22 protein-coding genes are annotated in these 20,606 nt (G+C 69.4%); 5 read left to right on the plus strand and 17 right to left on the minus strand.

Annotated features, from left to right (window positions below):
• Positions 1–43: 43 nt before the first annotated feature.
• Complete coding sequence (locus tag NS283_RS04785) at positions 44–2,569, minus strand: ATP-dependent Clp protease ATP-binding subunit (RefSeq protein ID WP_058595744.1); 2,526 nt, start codon at positions 2,567–2,569, stop codon at positions 44–46.
• Between the two features lie 189 nt (positions 2,570–2,758).
• On the opposite strand from NS283_RS04785, the gene NS283_RS04790 reads away from it, so the two are divergent.
• The 3 genes from NS283_RS04790 to NS283_RS04800 are packed head-to-tail and all read left to right on the plus strand — an operon-like array spanning position 2,759 to position 4,226.
• On the plus strand, positions 2,759–3,385 hold the full coding sequence (locus tag NS283_RS04790; RefSeq protein WP_058595745.1) for a hypothetical protein: 627 nt from the start codon (positions 2,759–2,761) through the stop codon (positions 3,383–3,385).
• Entirely contained in the window at positions 3,385–3,999 is a 615-nt protein-coding gene (locus tag NS283_RS04795) for a hypothetical protein (RefSeq protein WP_058595746.1), read from the plus strand. Before NS283_RS04790 ends, NS283_RS04795 begins: the two co-directional genes overlap by 1 nt.
• Positions 3,996–4,226, plus strand: a complete 231-nt coding sequence (locus tag NS283_RS04800; RefSeq protein ID WP_058595747.1) for a helix-turn-helix domain-containing protein — start codon at positions 3,996–3,998, stop codon at positions 4,224–4,226. The genes NS283_RS04795 and NS283_RS04800 overlap by 4 nt, the downstream gene beginning before the upstream one ends.
• 89 nt (positions 4,227–4,315) lie before the next feature.
• Here the strand turns inward: NS283_RS04800 and NS283_RS04805 are convergent, their stop codons facing one another.
• The 3 genes from NS283_RS04805 to NS283_RS04815 form a co-directional block, all read right to left on the minus strand.
• A complete protein-coding gene (locus NS283_RS04805; protein ID WP_058595748.1) occupies positions 4,316–5,044 on the minus strand; it encodes a hypothetical protein in 729 nt (242 codons plus the stop codon).
• Between the two features lie 79 nt (positions 5,045–5,123).
• A complete protein-coding gene (cls, locus tag NS283_RS04810; RefSeq protein ID WP_193751355.1) occupies positions 5,124–6,590 on the minus strand; it encodes a cardiolipin synthase in 1,467 nt (488 codons plus the stop codon).
• A gap of 81 nt (positions 6,591–6,671) precedes the next feature.
• Positions 6,672–6,863 (minus strand): hypothetical protein, encoded by a 192-nt coding sequence (locus NS283_RS04815; protein WP_058595749.1) that lies wholly within the window; start codon positions 6,861–6,863, stop codon positions 6,672–6,674.
• 133 nt (positions 6,864–6,996) lie between these two features.
• Here NS283_RS04815 and NS283_RS04820 point away from each other — a divergent pair, with 133 nt between their 5' ends.
• The gene (locus NS283_RS04820; RefSeq protein ID WP_241492189.1) at positions 6,997–8,112 is read left to right on the plus strand and encodes a DUF4192 family protein; all 1,116 of its coding nucleotides are present in this window, start codon (positions 6,997–6,999) and stop codon (positions 8,110–8,112) included.
• Positions 8,113–8,125: 13 nt separating this feature from the next.
• Here the strand turns inward: NS283_RS04820 and lysS are convergent, their stop codons facing one another.
• From lysS to tilS, 13 genes are all read right to left on the minus strand, one after another.
• Positions 8,126–9,646: a lysine--tRNA ligase gene (gene lysS / locus NS283_RS04825; protein WP_058595751.1), complete on the minus strand. Its 1,521-nt coding sequence runs from the start codon at positions 9,644–9,646 to the stop codon at positions 8,126–8,128.
• A gap of 81 nt (positions 9,647–9,727) precedes the next feature.
• Positions 9,728–10,582: a pantoate--beta-alanine ligase gene (gene panC, locus NS283_RS04830; protein ID WP_058595752.1), complete on the minus strand. Its 855-nt coding sequence runs from the start codon at positions 10,580–10,582 to the stop codon at positions 9,728–9,730.
• Positions 10,579–11,307, minus strand: coding sequence for a DUF2520 domain-containing protein (locus NS283_RS04835; RefSeq protein WP_058595753.1), 729 nt, complete (start codon positions 11,305–11,307; stop codon positions 10,579–10,581). Before NS283_RS04835 ends, panC begins: the two co-directional genes overlap by 4 nt.
• Positions 11,304–12,836, minus strand: a complete 1,533-nt coding sequence (locus NS283_RS04840) for a PH domain-containing protein (protein ID WP_058595754.1) — start codon at positions 12,834–12,836, stop codon at positions 11,304–11,306. The genes NS283_RS04835 and NS283_RS04840 overlap by 4 nt, the downstream gene beginning before the upstream one ends.
• Before the next feature lie 56 nt (positions 12,837–12,892).
• Positions 12,893–13,393 carry a PH domain-containing protein gene (locus NS283_RS04845; RefSeq protein WP_058595796.1) on the minus strand — a complete coding sequence of 167 codons (501 nt, stop codon included), beginning with the start codon at positions 13,391–13,393 and terminating at the stop codon, positions 12,893–12,895.
• Between the two features lie 142 nt (positions 13,394–13,535).
• Entirely contained in the window at positions 13,536–14,021 is a 486-nt protein-coding gene (locus NS283_RS04850) for a DUF3180 family protein (protein ID WP_058595755.1), read from the minus strand.
• On the minus strand, positions 14,018–14,545 hold the full coding sequence (gene folK / locus NS283_RS04855; RefSeq protein ID WP_058595756.1) for a 2-amino-4-hydroxy-6-hydroxymethyldihydropteridine diphosphokinase: 528 nt from the start codon (positions 14,543–14,545) through the stop codon (positions 14,018–14,020). The genes NS283_RS04850 and folK overlap by 4 nt, the downstream gene beginning before the upstream one ends.
• On the minus strand, positions 14,542–14,910 hold the full coding sequence (folB, locus tag NS283_RS04860) for a dihydroneopterin aldolase (protein ID WP_058595757.1): 369 nt from the start codon (positions 14,908–14,910) through the stop codon (positions 14,542–14,544). The genes folK and folB overlap by 4 nt, the downstream gene beginning before the upstream one ends.
• Positions 14,910–15,701: a dihydropteroate synthase gene (gene folP, locus NS283_RS04865; protein ID WP_058595758.1), complete on the minus strand. Its 792-nt coding sequence runs from the start codon at positions 15,699–15,701 to the stop codon at positions 14,910–14,912. Before folP ends, folB begins: the two co-directional genes overlap by 1 nt.
• Positions 15,698–16,285: a GTP cyclohydrolase I gene (folE, locus tag NS283_RS04870; RefSeq protein WP_058595759.1), complete on the minus strand. Its 588-nt coding sequence runs from the start codon at positions 16,283–16,285 to the stop codon at positions 15,698–15,700. Before folE ends, folP begins: the two co-directional genes overlap by 4 nt.
• Positions 16,286–16,291: 6 nt before the next feature.
• Positions 16,292–18,295: an ATP-dependent zinc metalloprotease FtsH gene (ftsH, locus tag NS283_RS04875; RefSeq protein ID WP_058595760.1), complete on the minus strand. Its 2,004-nt coding sequence runs from the start codon at positions 18,293–18,295 to the stop codon at positions 16,292–16,294.
• Positions 18,296–18,406: 111 nt separating this feature from the next.
• Positions 18,407–18,958: a hypoxanthine phosphoribosyltransferase gene (gene hpt / locus NS283_RS04880; protein WP_058595761.1), complete on the minus strand. Its 552-nt coding sequence runs from the start codon at positions 18,956–18,958 to the stop codon at positions 18,407–18,409.
• A gap of 23 nt (positions 18,959–18,981) precedes the next feature.
• The gene (tilS, locus tag NS283_RS04885; RefSeq protein WP_058595762.1) at positions 18,982–19,980 is read right to left on the minus strand and encodes a tRNA lysidine(34) synthetase TilS; all 999 of its coding nucleotides are present in this window, start codon (positions 19,978–19,980) and stop codon (positions 18,982–18,984) included.
• Positions 19,981–20,069: 89 nt separating this feature from the next.
• Between tilS and NS283_RS04890 the strand changes: the two genes are divergently transcribed.
• Positions 20,070–20,603: an inorganic diphosphatase gene (locus NS283_RS04890; protein ID WP_058595763.1), complete on the plus strand. Its 534-nt coding sequence runs from the start codon at positions 20,070–20,072 to the stop codon at positions 20,601–20,603.
• The last annotated feature ends 3 nt before the right edge of the window (positions 20,604–20,606 follow it).

Genomic DNA, 20,606 nt, shown 5'->3' on the forward strand with positions numbered 1-20,606 from the left:
AGGGACCCGGATGCCATGGCATCCGGGTCCCTTCTGTTACGCGTCAGTTGCCCGCGAGCGTGTCGGGGGTGGCGGCGATCTCGCCGGCCGTTCCGACCCCGATCGCGACCTTCTCACCACGAGGGGCGGTGTCGAAGGTGAACTGGCCGTTCTCAACGCCGACCTTCACGTGGTCGCCCGACTCGAGCTCGCCGTGCAGGATCTTCTCGCTGAGACGGTCCTCGACCTCGCGCTGCATGGCGCGGCGGAGGGGACGAGCACCGAGGGTCGGGTCGAAGCCGATCTCGATGAGCTTGTCCTTCGCGTCGTCCGACAGCTCGACGGTCATGTCACGGTCGAGCAGGCGGTCGGCGAGACGCTTCACGAACAGACCGACGATCTGACGGAGCTCTTCCTTGTTCAGCTGCGGGAAGACGATGACGTCGTCGACACGGTTGAGGAACTCGGGCTTGAAGTGGCGCTTGAGCTCTTCGTCGACCTTGCCCTTCATCCGCTCGTAGGACGTCTGCGCGCTGCCTTCGACCTGGAAACCGACCGGACCACCGGCGATCGCCGACGAACCGAGGTTGGTCGTCATGATGATCACGGTGTTCTTGAAGTCGATGACGCGGCCCTGACCGTCGGTCAGGCGACCCTCTTCGAGGATCTGCAGGAGCGAGTTGAAGATGTCGGGGTGGGCCTTCTCGATCTCGTCGAAGAGCACGACCGAGAACGGCTTGCGGCGCACCTTCTCGGTGAGCTGGCCGCCCTCTTCGAAGCCGACGAACCCGGGAGGGGCACCGAACAGACGCGAGACGGTGTGCTTCTCGCCGAACTCCGACATGTCGAGCGAGATCAGCGCGCCCTCGTCGTCGAAGAGGAACTCGGCGAGAGCCTTGGCGAGCTCGGTCTTTCCGACGCCGGTGGGGCCGGCGAAGATGAACGAACCGCTCGGTCGCTTCGGGTCCTTCAGACCCGCACGCTGGCGCCGGATCGTGCGAGACAGGGCCGCGATCGCCTCTTCCTGGCCGATGACCCGCTGGTGCAGGGCCTTCTCCATGAACATGAGGCGGCTGGACTCCTCCTCGGTGAGCTTGAACACCGGGATGCCGGTCGCCTGGGCGAGTACCTCGGCGATCAGGCCCTCGTCGACCACCGCGTGGGAGGCGACGTCGCCCGAGCGCCACTGCTTCTCGAGACGCAGACGCTCGGCCAGGAGCGACTTCTCCTCGTCGCGGAGCGACGCGGCCTTCTCGAAGTCCTGCTCCTCGGAGGCCTGCTCCTTCTGCTCCCGGACCTTCGCGATCTTCTCGTCGAACTCGCGCAGCTCAGGCGGCGACGACAGGATCGACAGACGCAGGCGGGCGCCCGCCTCGTCGATCAGGTCGATGGCCTTGTCGGGCAGGAACCGGTCGCTGATGTAGCGGTCGGCGAGGTTCGCCGCGGCGACGATCGCGCCGTCGGTGATCTGCACCTTGTGGTGCGCCTCGTAGCGGTCGCGCAGCCCCTTCAGGATGTTGATCGCGTGGGGCAGGCTCGGCTCGGCGACCTGGATCGGCTGGAAGCGGCGCTCGAGAGCGGCGTCCTTCTCGAAGTGCTTGCGGTACTCGTCGAGCGTGGTGGCACCGATGGTCTGGAGCTCACCGCGGGCGAGGAGGGGCTTGAGGATGGATGCCGCGTCGATCGCGCCCTCGGCAGCACCCGCACCCACGAGGGTGTGGATCTCGTCGATGAAGACGATGATGTCGCCGCGCGTGCGGATCTCCTTGGTGACCTTCTTCAGGCGCTCTTCGAAGTCACCGCGGTAACGGGAACCGGCGATGAGCGAACCGAGGTCGAGCGAGTAGACCTGCTTGTCCTTGAGCGTCTCGGGAACGTCGCCCTTGACGATCGCCTGGGCCAGGCCCTCGACGACGGCCGTCTTTCCGACACCGGGCTCACCGATGAGGACGGGGTTGTTCTTGGAGCGACGCGAGAGGATCTGCATGACCCGCTCGATCTCTTTCTCGCGACCGATGACGGGGTCGAGCTTGTTGTCGCGCGCCGCCTGCGTGAGGTTGCGACCGAACTGGTCGAGCACGGCCGAGCCGCCCTGCGCACCCGAGGACTGCTGCTCGCCGGCGCCGGTGGCGACACCCGCGGGCTCCTTGCCCTGGTAGCCCGAGAGCAGCTGGATGACCTGCTGGCGGACCTTGTTCAGGTCGGCGCCGAGCTTGACGAGCACCTGGGCCGCGACGCCCTCGCCCTCGCGGATGAGGCCGAGGAGGATGTGCTCGGTGCCGATGTAGTTGTGGCCGAGCTGCAGCGCTTCGCGCAGCGACAGCTCGAGCACCTTCTTCGCGCGCGGCGTGAAGGGGATGTGGCCGGTCGGCTGCTGCTGACCCTGGCCGATGATGTCCTGCACCTGCTCGCGGACGGCGTCGAGCGAGATGCCGAGCGACTCGAGCGCCTTCGCGGCGACACCCTCGCCCTCGTGGATCAGACCGAGCAGGATGTGCTCGGTGCCGATGTAGTTGTGGTTGAGCATCTTCGCCTCTTCTTGGGCGAGGACGACCACACGACGGGCACGGTCGGTGAATCTCTCGAACATCTCAGTCCCTCCAGAAATGGGCTGACAGGCACGCCTCCGCGCGCCGTACATCGAGAGTAACCAGCGGCCGGATGCCAGAGCTCCGTGTTCGCCGTGGGCATACCGGAAGCGGGGCGGGGCTTGCGGAACATATCGATAGTCATTAACTTATCGATAACCGATAACAACGATCATCGATAAGGAGTTGTCATGGCCTCCCCCCGTCCGACCTCCCGGGTCCTCTCTCGCGGCGACACCGTCTCGTTCTGGTTCTTCGTCGTGGCCGGCATCGGCATCGCGATCTGGGCCGTCGTCCGCAGCATCGTGAACATCGCGGCCGCGGCCTCGAATCAGAACGTGCGGGTCGCCGCCCCGTTCCTCGACACGGTCGCGCAAGCCCCGATCGGCCCGAACGGCACTCCGGTCCCGGTGGAGCTCACCGGCGCCGTTATCACCGCCCCCGCTCTGCCACCCGCCTCCCTCGCCGCGCTGTTCATCGCGGAAGGCCTCTTCGCCGCGGTCGTGGTCACCGTGGTGACCCTGTTGCTCCTTCTCACGTCGAGCATCCTGCGCGGTCGCATCTTCAGCCGCCGCAACACGGGCCTCGTCTCAGCGGCCGGGGTCGTGACGCTCGTAGGGGTCGCCGGCGTCCCGTTCTTCCAGAACATGGTCGCGAACGGCGCGATCGCGTGGCTCTCGGAGCGCACCTTCGATCGCGGCGCGATCCAGCTCATCGACGTGCCGTCCCTCTTCGGGATCGCGTTCGTCGCCGGCCTCGCCGGGACGGTCTTCGCCGTGGGCGACCGCCTGCAGCGCGACACGGAAGGACTCGTGTGATGGCCAGCCCGTCCTGGGTGTCGGCACGCATGGAACGCGGCACCGTCATCCTGTTCGTCACTGCGGGGCTCGTGATGGGCTTCGCGCTCGCCCTTCCCGCGATCCGCGCAGCGATCGACATCGCCGGAGGCAGCGGCGCGATCAGCCTCCTGACCGACGCCGCGGTGCCCCGAACCCCGGGCGCGGACGGCGCGACGATCATCTCCGCGACGTATGACTCAGCGCGCGTCGTCGCCGAGGGGTTGAGCGGACAGACACGCACCCTTCTCGTCCTCGGCGCGGCGTTCAGCGCGCTGACGACCCTGCTGACGGTCAGCGCCGTCGTCCTCTTCTTCCTCCTGCTGATGTGGCGCCGACCGTTCCACCGCGCACTCATCACGGCCACGCAGGTCGCCGGCGCCGCGCTGCTGATCGGCGGCATCCTCTCCGCGGGCCTCGGTGGCCTCGGCCGCATGATGGCCGCGGACGAGCTCAACCCGGCGGCGGGCGGGGTCTTCGTGATCGGCTTCTCGTTCGACCCGGCCTGGATGCTGGTCGGATTGGGCGTGCTCGCCCTGTCTGTCGTCTTCACCTACGGCACCCGCCTGCAGCGCGACACGGAGGGCCTCGTATGACCCCCGCAGCCGACGACGAACCGACCGGCGTCCACTGCCGGCTCGACGAACTCCTCGAGGCGCGGGGCATGACCCTCACCCGTCTGAGCGAGATCGTCGGGGTCTCGGTCGTGAATCTCTCGGTGCTCAAGAACGATCGCGCGCGGGCGATCCGCTACTCGACCCTCTCGGCCATCTGCCGCGCGCTGGACTGCGAGGTCGGCGACCTGCTCGTGATCGAGCGCTGAGCCGTCCGGTTGTCCCCCCCCTCGCGGGGGAAGCCGGGGCGAATGACATCGGCCCCCGCGATTCCTCGCGGGGGCCGAACGCGACGGTGTCAGCGCTTCCCGATGATCGGTACGGGGCCGTCGGCCGTCACGCCCCCACCCGACAGGACCAGGCTCGAGGTCTCCGGCCCGCCGATGCCGGTGACGTCGGCCAGGCTGAGTTGCGGAGCGATGTCGAGCGTGCAGACGAGGTCGGCCGGCGGCGTCGCGAAGCCGACCGCGATCGCGTCGCCCTGGGCCGTCACGGTCTCGACGGACGGCGGGCAGCTGGAGCTCCCGTACGTCATGATCGCCACGAGCGAGTCGTCGACCCACCCGGCGTTCGGCGTGAAGTCCTCAGCCTGGACGGGTGCCGCGAGTCCCGCGAGCGTCGTTTCTCCGGTCGCGGCACCGGACACCGCGATCTCGAGATCCTTCGTGGGATCCACCCCTCCCGGCAGGGAGACCAGGGTCGGCCGCGGAACCATGTCGCGGGTGCAGGCTGTGCCATCCGACTCGGTGAGCGACACCGTGAGCACCCCGTCGGCGATCGTGGGTGCCTCGGTGCTCCGGGGGACGCACGACGAGCTCCCCCACGTGACGAGGGCGAGCGAGCGACCCCCGTTGAGCCATGCGGCTCCGATCTCGGACGACTCGGCCGGGGCCGTGGCATCCGGAGTCGAGGTGGATGAACCCGAGGATGACGGCACGGACGCGGCGCCGGTGGCGCATCCGGTCGCGGCACCCACGACGATCAGACCGGCTCCGAAGAGCCCGAGGAGCGAAAGACGACGAGACATGAGACCTCCGGGGGCGAGTTGTCGTCGCTCCATCGTGGCCGAGAATCCTGGATGCCAGCGGCGAAAGCCGCGGCCCGGTCTACTGCAGCGCCGAGGTGAGGCGAGCCAGGTTGTCGAGGATCGTCGACCGCAACGGCTGCAGACGCCACTCTTCGAGCGTCAGCTCGCGGCTGAGACCGCGATAGACATCTTCGACCCCGCGCATGTCACGGACGAACTCCTGCCCGCGAACGAGCATCGAGACCTCGAGGTTCAGACCGAATGAGCGCATGTCCATGTTGCTCGAGCCGATGACCGCGACCTCGTCGTCGATCGTCACGCTCTTGCTGTGCAGGATGAACGGTTTGCGATACATCCAGATGACGACGCCCGCGCGCAGAAGCGCCTCGTAGTAACTGCGCTGCGCGTGGTAGACCATCGCCTGGTCTCCCTCTTCCGAGACGAACAGCTCGACGTGCACACCGCGCTGGCACGCGGTGGTGATCGCGAGGAGAAGGGCCTCGTCGGGAACGAAGTACGGACTGACGATGATGATGCGCTCGCGTGCGGCGAAGAGCAGTCCGAGGAAGAGCTTGAGATTGTTCTGGAAATCGAAGCCCGGGCCGGACGGCACGATCTGGCAATCGAGCTCGCCGGGGCCGGTGGTGACGCTGAACAGGTCGATCTCGTCGCGCAGAGTCTCGTCGGTCTCGCTGTACCAGTCCGAGAGGAACACGGCGTTGATGCTGGCGACGACCGGCCCCTCCACGCGCACCATGAGGTCGACCCAGTGCAGGCCGCGCCGGATGTTCTTGCGGAGGTTGTACGACGAGTCGGTGACGTTTTGCGATCCCATGTAGGCGACGTCGCCGTCGATGACGAGGAGCTTCCGGTGGTTGCGCAGATCGGGTCGCTGCCAGCGTCCGCGGAGCGGCTGCACCGGCAGCATGAGGTGCCAGTGCGCCCCCATGGCATCGAGTCGTCGGAGGGTCTTCTTGTAAAAGGGTTTGCCGCGGTTGGCCCAGTGATCCAGCAGCACACGGACGACCACGCCGCGCTCCGCAGCCTCTTCGAGGGCGCGGAAGAAGTTGTCGGTCGACTCGTCGGACTGCAGGATGTAGAACTCGACGTGCACGTAGCGTCGCGCCTGGCGGATGGCGTCGGCCATCGCGTCGAGGCTCTGCTGGTAGTCGGAGATCAGGGTCGCGGCGTTGTCGCCCGCGATGGGCATGGCACCGAGGTTGCGATTCAACCGCACCAGCGCGCGGAACCAGTCGGGGGCGTTCGGGCGGAGGGTTCCGAACTCGAGCGACGCGCTGGTGTCGTGGATGTACTCGTTGATCGCCGCCTGCTTGCGCCGGCGCTTGCGGGGCAAGCGCGGGTTGCCGATGAGCAGGAAGAGCAACACGCCCACGAACGGAATGAAGTAGATCGCGAGGAGCCAGGCCATCGCCGCGGTGGGCCGACGGTTGCGCGGGACGACGATGATCGCGGCGACACGCACCACGAGGTCGATGACGAAGAAGGCGATGACGAGCCAGCTCGCTTCGAACGTGGCGTCGATCACGTGTCCTCCTGGGCGGGTTGTCCCCTCAGCGTAGTGACTACCCCCGACACCCGACGGGACCGACGTCGGCCTGCGGCGCCGCTAACGGGCCGCGCCGTCGCCAGCGACGGGAGGGAGACCGCGTTTCGCGCGCTCCTGCGCTTCGATGCGCGCGTACGCCTTCCGCTCCGTGCGATCCATGCGGATGGCCCCGCGCAGGATCAGGAAGAACGTCACCGACACGACGATGGTCGGCAGAATCGCCCACAACACCGGCAGCCAGGAATCGTCCATCCCTCAAGGATACCCGTGGCCCCGCCGCCCCCGGCCCGGCACTCCTTCTGCACATTCGACCATGTGCGGAATCCGTCCCCATTTCGCCGCCGGACGCCTTCTCGCGATCCACGGATCCACGACGCTCGTCGTCATGTCCACGGTCATCCGCGTTTCGTCACCCCTGTCCCTGCTCGCCATGGTCCCGCGCCTGCTTCACTGCAACCCACGGCGCAGCCTCGTGCTCATCCCCTTTGCGAAATCCCGATCGCTCGCTGCCCTGCGCGTCGACCTCCCCGCCGACGACAGCCCCGACCTCCCCCGCGTCGCATCCACGGTCATCGGGATGGCGTGCAAGGTTCCCCTCGCGGATGCCGTGACGGTGGTCGTCTACACCGATGACGCCGTGGTCGGCTCGGATCCGCTGCCGCACGGCGCTCTGCTCGACGCCGTTCGGGAGCGTGCGCACATCTGCGGACTGCGCATCGTCGACGCGCTGGTCGTGGGCGCGAACGGGTGGAGCAGCTACCTCGACCCCGCGATCGCCGGTGAGCACGGGCTCGACGAGATCAGCGCCGCGGGGCCCGAGCTTCCCGAGGCGTCGCCCGACCACGACCAGGCCGCCGGCGCAAGCCTGCCCACCGTCGACCTCGCAGAGAAAGAGCGCCTTGGTCGCGCGCTCGACGACGTCGACCGCCTGCTCGACATCCCGCGTCGACGGGACCGTCTGAGCGTGTCGCGCCGCCGAGCCGCAGAGGCGATCCTCGACGAACTGAGCGATCCGCCCGCGCTGTTCGAGAGCGTTCTCGACCCCCTCTCGGCCCCGGACGGCCGCCACCGGCTCGCGAGCCTGGCCTTCGCTCTCGAACGACCGATGCTGCGCGACGTCGCCCTCATGCAGTGGGCGGGCGACATCACCGCCGGCGATGCCGTCTTCCAGGCACAGACGCGCTTTCCCGACGGAGTGGGCTATCCGGAAGACCTCGCGCGCCCGATGTGGGGCGAGGGCGCGCAGCCCGATCTCGATCGACTCCTCCTCGCGCTCGAGCGGTGCCGTCAGGTTGCGGCGACGACGCCGCACTCGCGGCGTCCGGGGCCGCTCGCGGCCTGCGCCTGGCTCGCCTGGGCCACCGGGCGCGGAACGCACGCCGCATTCTACGCGCAGTCGGCGCTCGAGATCGATCCCGAACACGGGCTCGGAGCGATCGTGCTGACGCTCGCCGACAGCGGCCGGCTCCCGGAATGGCTGTTCGAGCGTGTCCCGCGTTGAGCGCGGGTGCGCGTCACTTGACGAGCGGGAAGAGGATCGTCTCGCGGATGCCGAGCCCGGTGATTGCCATGAGGAGGCGGTCGATCCCCATTCCCATGCCGCCCGTCGGGGGCATTCCGTGCTCGAGAGCGCGCAGGAACTCCTCGTCGATCGACATCGCCTCGACGTCGCCGCGCGCGGCGAGCGTCGCCTGCTCGACGAAGCGCTCGCGCTGGATGACGGGGTCGACGAGCTCGGAGTATCCGGTCGCCAGCTCGAAGCCGCGAACGTACAGATCCCACTTCTCGACGACACCGGGGATCGACCGGTGCTCGCGGACGAGGGGGCTGGTGTCGACGGGGAAGTCCATGACGAACGTCGGGCGGGTCAGACCGCTCTTCACGAAGTGCTCCCAGAGCTCTTCGACCCACTTGCCGTGCGTCTCGTGCGCGGGGGCCTCGACACCGGCCTCGGCGCCGAAAGCGCGGAGTTCATCGAGCGGGGTCTGCGGAGTGATCGAGCGGCCGGACGCCTCCGACAGCGAGTCGTACATCGAGATCCGGTCCCACTCGCCGCCGAGGTCGTACTCGGTGCCGTCAGCCCACGTCACCGTCGTCGAACCGGCGACCGCGATCGCGGCGTTCTGGATGAGCGTCTGCGTGAGGTCGGCGATCCCGTTGTAGTCGGTGTAGGCCTGGTAGGCCTCGAGCATCGCGAACTCGGGGCTGTGCGTGGAGTCGGCGCCCTCGTTGCGGAAGTTGCGGTTGATCTCGTACACGCGGTCGATGCCGCCCACCACGGCGCGCTTGAGGAAGAGTTCCGGCGCGATGCGCAGGTACAGCTCGGCGTCGAACGCGTTCGAGTGCGTGACGAAGGGACGCGCGCTCGCCCCACCGTGCTGGATCTGCAGCATCGGGGTCTCGACCTCGACGAAATCACGCTCGGTGAACGTGCGGCGCAGGCTGGCGTTGACCTTGGCTCGGGCGAGGACGGTCTCTCGCGCACGGTCGCGCACGATGAGATCGAGGAAGCGGCTGCGCACGCGGCTCTCTTCGCTGAGCTCGCTGTGCAGGTTCGGCAGCGGCAGGACGGCCTTCGCGGCGATCCGCCACTCGGCGACCATGATCGACAGCTCGCCCCGACGGCTCGAGATGACCTCTCCCGAAACGAAGACGTGGTCGCCGAGGTCGACCAGTTCCTTCCATGCCTGCAGCGATTCCTCGCCGACCGCGGCGAGCGACACCATCGCCTGAATGCGACTGCCGTCCCCGGCCTGCAGGGAGGCGAAACAGAGCTTGCCGGTGTTGCGGCTGAACACCACGCGGCCCGCGACGCCGGCGGTGACGCCGGTCTCCGCCCCCGCCTCGAGGTCACCGTAGCGCTCGCGCAGTGCCGGAATCGTGTCCGTCACGGGAACGACCACCGGGTACGGCCCGCCCGCGGCGTCGGTGCGCTCGGCGAGCAGCCGTTCGCGCTTACCGAGGCGGACGGCCTTCTGCTCGAAGACGTCGTCTTCGGTGGGTTCGGCAGCGTCGTTCGCGGGCGCGTCGGTCATCGTGAAAGCTCCTCGGGGTCTCCCCCAGTGTATTCGCCGGGCGCGGGACCCCCGTGGCCGAGCGACCCCGACGAGCGTCGTTCAGCGCAGCGAGATCTCGGCGTTGTCGATGAAGCGGTGACCGCCCACGGTGGCGGCGATCAACGCCAGCGCCCGGCCACGGTGCCCCTCCTCGACAGGGAGGAACGTCGCCGGGTCGACGACGGTGAGGTACTCCAGGGCGATGCGCTGCTCGCCCATCAGCGACGACTGCGCCGCCGCGATGCACGCGTCCACGCCCAGGTCGGCGTTGGACGCTGCCGCTTCGAGCGCGCGAGGAAGCTTGGCCGCCGCGCGACGATCGGCATCGTCGAGGAGGGCGACACGGCTCGAGATCGGCAGGCCGTCCTCGGCACGGACGGTGGGGACGACGACCGTCTCGATCGAGAAGTCGAGGTCGCGGATCATCCGTCGGACAAGGAACACCCGCTGCAGATCACGCTCCCCGTAGACCGCCACGTCCGGGCGCACGAGGTGGAAGAGCTTCGCCTCGACCGTGAGCACCCCGTCGAAATAGAACGGTCGGGATCGCCCCTCGTACCGGAACCCGAGGTCGCCGGCGGCGACGCGCATGGTGGCCGTTCCCGCGGGCAGGAACTCGGCCGCCGTCGGCGCGAAGACGAGATCGACGCCCAGGTCGGCGAGCAGATCGGCATCCGCCTCCGGCGAGCGCGGATAGGCGGCCGTCTCCTCGGCGGTTCGGAACCGCAGCGGGTTGACGAAGGTCGACACGACCACCACGTCCGCGTGCCGACGAGCCTCTCGGATCAGGTCGACATGCCCCTCGTGCAGAGCGCCGAGCGTCGAGACGAGAGCGACGCGCGCGGCACGTCCCGAGGGGTCGGCGCTGCGCACATCCGACAGGCGGGCGCGCAGATCGTCGAGGGTGCGGATCATCCGTCGATCGTAGCGTCCGGGCCCAGCCCATCCGCGCCGGGTCGAGTGCCCTCGGCGAGCGCCTGGTCGACGCTCGAGCGCACCAGGGCCGAGAGATATCCGCCGGTGTTCTCCACCCCGACGCTCGACAGCAGCGCCGCGGACTGCTGCACGATCGAACGCGAGAACTCGGTCGCCGTTGCGATCGCCTCGGCGTACGTCGGGCGATCCGCTTCGGCGACGACGACAGGCTCACATCCGAGCTCGACGGCGAGGGCCTGCGCGATCGGCAGCACGGGGGCCGGAGCCGTCACGGCCGCGTACGCCTGGGCGAGCTGGTGCAGGTCGTGCGATGAAGCCCCCGTGAAGGTGATCGCGGGATGGATCGCGAGCGGGATGGCCCCGCATTTCACCGCCGGCCCGAGGACTCCGGTGCCGTACGCCGGGTCGGTGTGCAGCACGAGCTGCCCGGGTTGCCACGCACCGAGGTCGGCGAGGCCCGCGACGAGACCCTCGAGCTGGTCGTGGGGCACTGCCAACACGACGAGCTCGCTACGCCGCGCGACCTCCTCCGGTGCCAGCAGAGGCAATCCCGGCAGGATCGCCTCGACGCGGTCGTCATCGGAACCCGACGTGATCCCCGTGAGGGCGTGCCCCGCCCCGGCCAGGGCCGCGCCGATCACCGGACCGACGCGTCCCGCTCCGATGATCCCGACACCCAGTCGCCCATCGCGCATATCGCTCATCCTGCCCACCTGTGAGTCCTGTCCTCCGCCGCGGCGGCCATTGTCGCGCGGGCGGTGTCCTCCATCAACGTCACTGCGGCGTCGCGGTCGAGCACGCCCACCGAGGTCTGCACCGTCCCGGCGATCACGTGCGCCGCCAACCGCGCGGTGCGTGTCGCCCGCGCAAGGGGTCCCTGGTGCAGTCCGATCGACTGCAGTCGGGCCAGCGGGAACACCGACAGCGATCGCCAGATCCACCCGCGCCGAAGGATCAAGGCGTCAGACGTCAACAGCGCGCCATTCCGTCGCCACGACAGCGGGCGGAGGAGGCGGGCACGACGCGGGGTCGTGACGTAGGGGTCGTCCTCGGCGGGACCCAGCATGCCGTCCTGGACGACCCGAGACCAGCCGTCGACGGGAAGGGCGGGCGCAAGGATCCGCAGCACACGCTCGACGTCGTCCCTCGTGCCCACCGGCAGGACGGCGGCGAGCTGGTCCATCGACGAATCGGTGGAGGAACGACCCGACAGGCGGTTGATCGAGACCGACCACCATCCGAACGGCCGCCACAGCAGCGGTTGGCGCACCTCGATCGCGTGCACGCGTCCGGGCGGCACGACCTCGCTGATCGTCGTGAAGAGCCCGAATGTCACCCGCACGCCGTCCGCGGTGGGTGCGATCGAGTACCGCAGCCCACGCGCGATGGACCGCACGTAGTACGCCCCGTAGGCGAGGAAGGTGGGGACGACCGTGAACAGCAGCCACACCGTCGAGATCGAGGCCGCGACGATGATCGCCGCGACGAGGCCGAGCAGCCAGAACATCGACCCGCTCAGCACCCGAGAGGCCACGAGCCGCCCGAGGGGGATCCGCACGATGCTCTCGGGCTCGGCATCCGAGAAGTCCTCCCCCTCGACGAGTCCATGGATGCCGGAACCCACGGCCGCAGCCGTCGCACGCGCAAACGAACCCCCGGCGACGGCGTTCGGCCTGGCATCCGGCCCGACATCCGACCCGGCCTCCGCGAGGCGACGCCCCGAGGCGAGCCGCAGGATGTCGCTGCGCAGGGCATCGGCGTCCTTCGCCGACAGGTACTCGAGCTTGACGTTGGCATCCAGACCGGCACCCACGACTTCGAGCTTGGCCAGCCCGAGGAGCCGCGCGACCATCGGGCGGGTGAGGTTCACCCCCTGTACCCGGTCGAGGGGTGCGCGTCGGTGGGTACGGAAGAGGACGCCCGAGCGCACCTCCACGTCATCGGCGATGCGCAACGTGTGGAACCGCCATGACAGGCGGAAAGCACCCAGGAGGATCAGCAGCACCACCACCGCGACGCCCGCGGCGATGAGGAGGAGGTTGTTCGCGAAGAGGAAGTCCACGGGGTCCGGCGGCATCACCCCGGGCGGAAGGTCGGTGAACATCGGAAGGAAGATCTCGAACAGACGCTCCCGCAGATTGGCGACGAGGACGCCGATCATCACGAGCAGGAAGAGCCCTCCGCGCAGGAGCGGGGTCAGCGGGTGCAGGCGATGCCATTCCCCGTCGCTCATCGGCGACCGGGTCGCGATCCGACCTGCGCGAGGAGCCGGTGGCGGCGCGGGATCCGTCACAGGCCGGTCCGACGGGTCTCGGCGACGGCGATGAGAGTGTCACGCAACTGCTCCGCGGCGGACTGGGTGAGCCCGGGAATCGTGACGCCGGTCGACGCCGCCGCCGTGACGAGCTTGAGCTGCGCGATGCCGAAGCCCCGGTCGAGGGGGCCGTGAGTGATGTCGACGAGCTGCATCCGGCCGTACGGCACCGCCACGACGCGCTGCCAGAGGATGCCCCGGCGGAAGACGAGGTCATCGCGCCGCAGTTGATAGCCGAACGATCGCGCCTGCCGCGGGGTGATGATGAGGCCGACGACCGTGATGACCGACAGAATCCCCGCGGGGATCCACGGCCAGGGCACGTGCAGGAAGAACTGCAGGGCGAACGCGGCAGCGAGGACGACCACCAGGAACGCGCCCTGCGAGATGAGCTGCACCCGCACGTACGCGCGAGCCAACTGATGCCACGTGCCGTCACCGAGCGGCAGACGCCCAGCACCGCGGGGCTCGAGGATGCGTGGAAACGTCCCCTCGTCGAGAACGCGAGACGCGCTCACCCCGTCCGCATCGCGAGCGACGGCAGCCGGTCCGGCCCCGACCCCCTCGGGGCGCGCGACCGCTTCCCGCTCGACCGCTTCCCGCTCAGCCGCTTCCCCCTCAGCGGGGAGCGGCGTCCGCTCCGGGAAGTCCGGGCTGTTCGTCATCGTCGTCCTTCCGGATGGTGCAGAGCTGCTCGGCCACGAGACCCGCGACGACGAGGACGACTCCGCACACGACCGTCGCGATGATCGATCCCATCGAGCCTACCGACGGAGTCACCGGGCGGGTGAGAAGGAAGGACAACAGACCCCCGCCGAAGCCCGTCGCCGCAGCACCCACGAGAGACGAGGCCTTCGCCAGCATGGCGACGCGCAGCGCGCGGAAGGGGTCGATCCGTCGTGTGACGCGACCCCGGGTCGCGCGGGCGATCGGCACCGCGAGGGCGACGATCACCGCCCCCAGCAGGATGAGGATCGTGGGCAGGCTCGCGGCCGGCGAGAACGTGGGACGCCCCATCGCGGCGAGAGCGGTGTCGAGGATGAACCCGCACACCGCGCCGATCACAGCCGCGATGACGAGGATTCCCGCGCCCGTGCGCTTCATCGCTCCCCTCCCCGCAGGCCGTCGAGCAGGTCCTGAACGCGACCGCGCCCCGGGAGATCGGCATCCGGATCCACGTCCACCCACGGCGCGAGAACGAACTCGCGCTCGTGGGCACGCGGGTGCGGCACAGTGAGGTCGTCATCGTCGATGCGTTCGTCGGAGTAGGCGATGAGATCGAGGTCGAGGGTCCGGTCTCCCCAGCGCTCGCGCCGGACGCGTCCGTGCTCGGCCTCGATGCGATGGAGTTCGCGGAGCAGAGGGCGGGGCGCGAGCCGGGTGGTCACGAGGGCGACCGCGTTGAGATACCGGGGCGCGTCCTCGTCCTCGCCGTGCAGCGTGACCGCCACCGTCTCGAGCGGTGCCGACACGCGCACAGCGGTCGTGAGCGGCAGGGCGCGAAGCGCCGCGATGGCCGCGTGCAGGGTCTCGGCGCGGTCACCGAGATTCGCGCCGAGGGCGACGACCGCGTCCACGGGGGCGTCTCTCGGGGCGTCGCCGATGCCGTGCGCCAAGCGCACGCTCATGTCCGACCACGCCGGATCGTCACGGCGACATCACCGAACGGCACGGTGATGGGGGCGGCCGGCTTGTGCACCGTGACCGTCACCTCCTCCACGCGCGGGTCGACGAGGACGTCGTCGGCGATGCGCTGCGCGAGCGTCTCGAGTAGGTCGGCGGGCTCGCCCTCGACGATCTCGACGATGCGTTCCGCGAGCTCCCCGTAGTGCACGGTGTCGCGCACGTCATCGGTCACCGCCGCGATATGCAGGGGCAGACGCAGACGCACGTCGACGACGAACTCCTGCCCGTCGCGTTTCTCGTCGGCATATACCCCGTGATAACCGAAGGCGCGCACCCCCGTGAGGGTGATCTCGTCGACGGCATCCATCAGGCCTCCCAGGTGCGGGCGACGGCGAGCGCGTCGCGAGTGGTCGGAACATCGTGCACGCGCACGGCCCACGCCCCGGAGCGCGCGGCGAGCGCGCTCGTGACAGCCGTGGCGAGGTCGCGGCGGGCGAGGTCGGCGTCGTCGCCGAGGACCTCGGCGAGGAACCGCTTGCGGCTCGTCCCGATCAGCACGCGCGACCCGAGCGCGGCGATCGCGGGGATCGCGCGCAGCACGTCCCAGTTCTGGATGCCACGTTTGCCGAAGCCGATGCCCGGGTCGACGACGATGCGATCCGGCGCGATTCCCGCGGCGCGGGCCGCCGCCACACGTTCGGCCAGCTCGTCGGCGACCTCCCGTCCGACGTCGACGTAGTCGGCCCGGGCGTACATGTCGGTGGAGGGACCACGCCAGTGACCGAGCGCGATCTCGGCGTCGGTCTCGGCGACGGCGTCGAGCATGTCGGGGTCGGCGAGGCCACCCGACACGTCGTTCACGATCCGCGCGCCGGCAGCGACCGCGGCCCGAGCGGTCGACGCGTTCATCGTGTCGATGCTCACGACGGCACCCTCGGATGCCAGTGCCTCGACGACCGGCAGCACGCGCTGCTGCTCGACGCGCGGGGCGACCCGCTCTGCGCCGGGCCGCGTCGACTCGCCGCCGATGTCGAGGAGGTCCGCCCCCTGCGCGCGCAGGGAACGCGCGTGCGCGATCGCCGCGTCGGGATCGAGATAACGGCCGCCGTCGCTGAACGAGTCGGGGGTGACGTTCACGATCGCCATGATGAGGGTCACGCGCGCGCTCCGATCAGGGCGACGAGCTCGGCGCGGGCGACGGGGTCCGTGTACACGCCGCGCGCGGCGATCGTGACGGTCGAGGCATCCAGCTGCCGCCCGCCGCGCATCGTCACGCACTCGTGGACGGCATCCAGCACGACGAGCACTCCTCGCGCATCGAGGGCGGATGCCACGGTGTCGGCCACCTGCTCGCCGAGGCGTTCCTGCACCTGCGGACGCGACGACAGGATGTCGATGACCCGGGGCAGAGCCCCCAGCCCCACGACTTCTTCACCCGGCAGGTAGGCGACGTGCGCGCGCCCGCGGAACGGCAGGAGGTGGTGCTCGCACATCGAGCGAAACGAGATGTCCCGCAGCATCACGGCACCGGACGGGAGGGTGTCCGGCGCCGGCCCGCGGGTCACCGAGATGGTGTGCGCGAGGGGGGCACCGGCATCCTGATCCACTCCGCCGAAGAACTCGCTCCACGACTCGGCGACGCGGGTCGGCGTCTGCCGGAGCCCGGGGCGGTCGGGGTCTTCTCCGATCGCCTCGAGCAGCTCGCGTACGAGCGCGGCGACGCGCTCCCGGTCGACGGCCACGGCGCCTTAGGCCGTGGCCGGTCGCGTCTGTCCGCTCGGGCGGCGCTGCGCCTGCGTCGCGGTCTGCGACTCCGACTCCACCGAGGCGGCGACCCCGGCGGGGGCGGGCCGACGGGGGACGTCGACGGGGGGCAGGGTCGAGACCGGGCGGTCGCCGGACGACAGCCACTGGGGACGCGGCGGGAGGCGCTTGACGTCCTTGAAGATCTCGGCGAGCTCGAGGTGGTCGAGCGTCTCTTTCTCGAGCAGTTCGAGGGCGAGGCGGTCGAGCACGTCGCGGTTGTCGTTGATCACCTGGTAGGCCTCGTTGTGCGCCTGCTCGATCAGCGCGCGCACCTGGGCGTCGACGCGCTCGGCGATGCGCTCCGAGAAGTCGCGGCCGTGACCCATGTCGCGGCCCATGAAGACCTCGCCCGACGACGAGCCGAGCTTGACCGGGCCGACCTCGTTGGTCATGCCGTATTCGGTGACCATCTTGCGGGCGATGCTGGTCGCCTTCTCGATGTCGTTCGAGGCACCGGTGGTGGGGTCGTGGAACACGATCTCTTCCGCGACACGACCGCCCATGGCGTAGGTCAGCTGGTCCTGCAGCTCGTTGCGGGTCACCGAGTACTTGTCGTCGAGCGGCAGCACCATCGTGTACCCGAGCGCCTTGCCGCGCGGCAGGATCGTGACCTTCGTGACGGGGTCGGTGTGGTTCATCGCCGCGGCCGCGAGCGCGTGTCCGCCCTCGTGGTAGGCCGTGATGAGCTTCTCTTTGTCCTTCATCACGCGGGTGCGGCGCTGCGGACCCGCGATGACGCGGTCGATCGCCTCGTCGAGGGCGCGGTTGTCGATGAGCTGCGCGTTCGAGCGGGCCGTCAGAAGAGCCGCCTCGTTGAGGACGTTCGCGAGATCGGCGCCGGTGAAGCCGGGCGTCTTGCGGGCGACGACCTCGAGGTCGACCGAGTCGGACAGGGGCTTGCCGCGTCCGTGCACCTCGAGGATGCGCTGGCGTCCCTTGAGGTCGGGGGCGTCGACGCCGATCTGGCGGTCGAAACGGCCCGGACGCAGCAGGGCCGGGTCGAGGATGTCGGGGCGGTTGGTCGCCGCGATCACGATCACGTTGACCTTGGGGTCGAAGCCGTCCATCTCGACGAGCATCTGGTTCAGCGTCTGCTCGCGCTCGTCGTGGCCGCCGCCCATGCCGGCGCCGCGGTGGCGACCGACGGCGTCGATCTCGTCGATGAAGATGATGGCCGGCGAGCTCTCTTTGGCCTGGTTGAACAGGTCGCGCACGCGGCTCGCGCCGACACCGACGAACATCTCGACGAAGTCGGAACCCGAGATCGAGTAGAACGGCACGCCGGCCTCGCCGGCGACGGCGCGGGCCAGGAGGGTCTTACCGGTTCCGGGAGGGCCGTACAGCAGCACGCCCTTCGGGATGCGGGCGCCGACCTCTTCGAACTTCTTCGGGTCCTTGAGGAATTCCTTGATCTCGTCGAGCTCTTCGATCGCCTCGTCGGAACCCGCGACGTCCTGGAACGTGACGGTCGGCGTCTCCTTCGTCACGAGCTTCGCGCGCGACTTCCCGAACTGCATGACCTTGCTGCCGCCGCCCTGGGCGCTGGAGAGCAGCCACCAGAAGAGCAGGCCGAGCAGCACGAGGGGGATCATCAGGCCGAGGATGCTGTCGAACCAGCTCGGCTTGGGGACGATGTCGTTGAAGCCGTCGGCCGGTGCGGCGCTGTCGATCGCGCTCGCCACCTCGTTCGCGCGGGCCTGGCTGTAGTAGAACTGCACGTCGTTCGCACCCTCGAACGGCTGCGACAGCGTGAGGTCGACGCGCTGGTCGGGGTCGTTGGTCACCACCTGGGTGACCGTCCCGCCCTTGAGCAGGTCGAGACCCTCTTTGGTGGAGATCTGTCGAGCGCCGCTCAGGTTCGAGATGAGCGAGAAACCGATGACCAGAAGCAGGCCGACCAGCAGAACGTAGATGATCGGGTTGCGCGTGATCTTCTTGAAATCCATGGTGGGCGAGCCCAGCCCTTTCGTGATCCGCTCCAGATAAAAGCGGTGGGATCAGGGTAACGCTCAGCGCCTATGCCGAGTCTGTGCGTTCGTCGTGGGCGTATCCGGCCGTCAGGAGTACACGTGCGGCGCGAGCACCGCCACGTCGCGCAGGTTGCGGTACTTCTCGGCGTAGTCGAGCCCGTATCCGATGACGAAGTCGTTGGGGATGTCGAAGCCCACGTACCGGCAGTCGACCTCGACCTTCATGGCATCCGGCTTGCGAAGGAGGGCGAGCACCTCGACCGACTCTGCCCCGCGCGAGGCGAAGTTCTCGAGCAGCCAGCTCAGGGTGAGGCCGGAGTCGATGATGTCCTCGACGATCAGCACGTGCTTGCCGGTGATGTCGGTGTCGAGGTCTTTGCGGATCTGCACGACACCGCTCGAGCGCGTGCTCGCGCCGTACGACGACACCGCCATCCAGTCCATCGTGATGTGCATGGGCAGGTGCCGCGCGAAGTCGGCCATGACCATGACGGCCCCCTTGAGCACGCCTACGAGCACGACGTCTTTGCCGGAATAGTCGGCGACGACCTGCTGCGCCAGTTCGGCGAGCTTCTCGTGGATCTGCTCCTCGGTGAGGAGGACTTCGCTGATGTCGTCGGAGATGTCGGCCGCGCGCATTCGGAAAGTCTACGTCGGTCGATTCAGGATGCCGCCCGCGCGACGACCTCGATCCGCCCGCCGACGCGGCGCGCGACGCATCCCGGCAGATCGATCGGGCCCTGCCCCCGCCAGTCGGTGGCGAGGCGCGCGACCTCGAGGGTCTGGGTGCGGGTGAGCGACACCCCGAACTCGCTCTCGACCACGTACCGCACGATCCGGTTGCGCAGCGCCGCGGGATTCGCCGCCAACGCCGCCACCGACACCGATATCCCGGCCTCGGCGTGCTCGACGATGTCTTCGATCGTCTCGTCGATCATGTCCTGGAAGGCCGCCGCGTCCTCGCGCAGCTGCTCCGCGGTACGGGCGAGGGCCTCGGCGACGCCGGGACCGAGTTCGGCCTCGAGCACCGGTAGCACGCGCTCGCGCACCCGCACCCGCGTGTACGCGGGATCGGTGTTGTGCGGATCGGTCCACGGGTCGAGCCCCTCGGCGGCGCAGGCCGCCACGGTCGTCGCCCGCCGCACGGCGAGCAGGGGACGCAGCCACAGGGGGCCGGTGGCATCCTGTCGCTCGGGAGCCATGCCCGCCAGGCTCGTGGCCCCGGCTCCGCGCGCGAGGCCGAGGAGCACCGACTCGGCCTGGTCGTCGAGGGTGTGGCCGAGGAGCACCGCGCGCGCGCCCGCCTCCGCCGCCGCGCGCGAGAGACCGGCGTAGCGCGCGGTCCGCGCGTCCGCCTCGGGACCGTCGGCCGACCCGACCTCGACCGCGACGACTCGGGCCTCGAGCCCGAGAGCGCGCGCCTTCTGCGCGGCGGCCGCCGCGACGGCATCCGATCCGTCCTGCAGTCCGTGGTCGATGACGACCGCCTGGGCCCGGATGCCGGCGCGCGGCGCCTCGAAGGCGGTCGCGGCCGCGAGAGCCAGTGAGTCCGGTCCGCCCGAGAGAGCGACGACGACGGACCCGTCGATCCGGGCGAGGGCGGCGCGCACGGCGCGGCGCACCTCGGCGACGGAGGGGTCGAGTCCGGGGCGGTGATCCATGCCTCCACGCTAGCGGCGCCCCGACTCCGGCCCGGGGCGGCTCCCGACTAGGCTGGGCGCGGAAATCCACAGATCTAAGGAGCACGAGTATGGGCGCTTACGACGCCGTCATCGAGATTCCCCGCGGCAGCCGCGTGAAGTACGAAGTCGACCACGGCACCGGCCGCGTCTACCTCGACCGCATCCTCTACACGGTGTTCGGCTACCCGGCCAACTACGGCTTCTTCGAGAACACGCTCGGCGAAGACGGCGACCCGCTCGACGTGCTCGTGCTGCTCGACCGCGAGCTGCACCCCGGCATCCTCGCGAAGGTGCGCCCCGTCGGCGTGCTGAAGATGAGCGACGAGGCCGGCGGCGACGACAAGGTCGTGGCCGTGCTCGCGAAGGACCCGCGCTGGGACCACATCCAGGATGTCGCCGACATCGACGAGTGGACGAAGAAGGAGATCACGCACTTCTTCGAGCACTACAAGGACCTGGAGCCCAACAAGTGGGTCAAGGTCGACGAGTGGGCGGATGCCGCCGAGGCCGAGCGCCTGGTGAGCGAGGCGTTCACGCGTTTCGACGAGCACGACGCGCAGACCAAGACGCAGGGTTCGGGCGAGGCCCCCAACACGCTCTGATCC

The sequence above is a fragment of the Microbacterium testaceum genome, assembly GCF_001476285.1.
Taxonomy (GTDB): Bacteria; Actinomycetota; Actinomycetes; order Actinomycetales; family Microbacteriaceae; genus Microbacterium; species Microbacterium testaceum_B.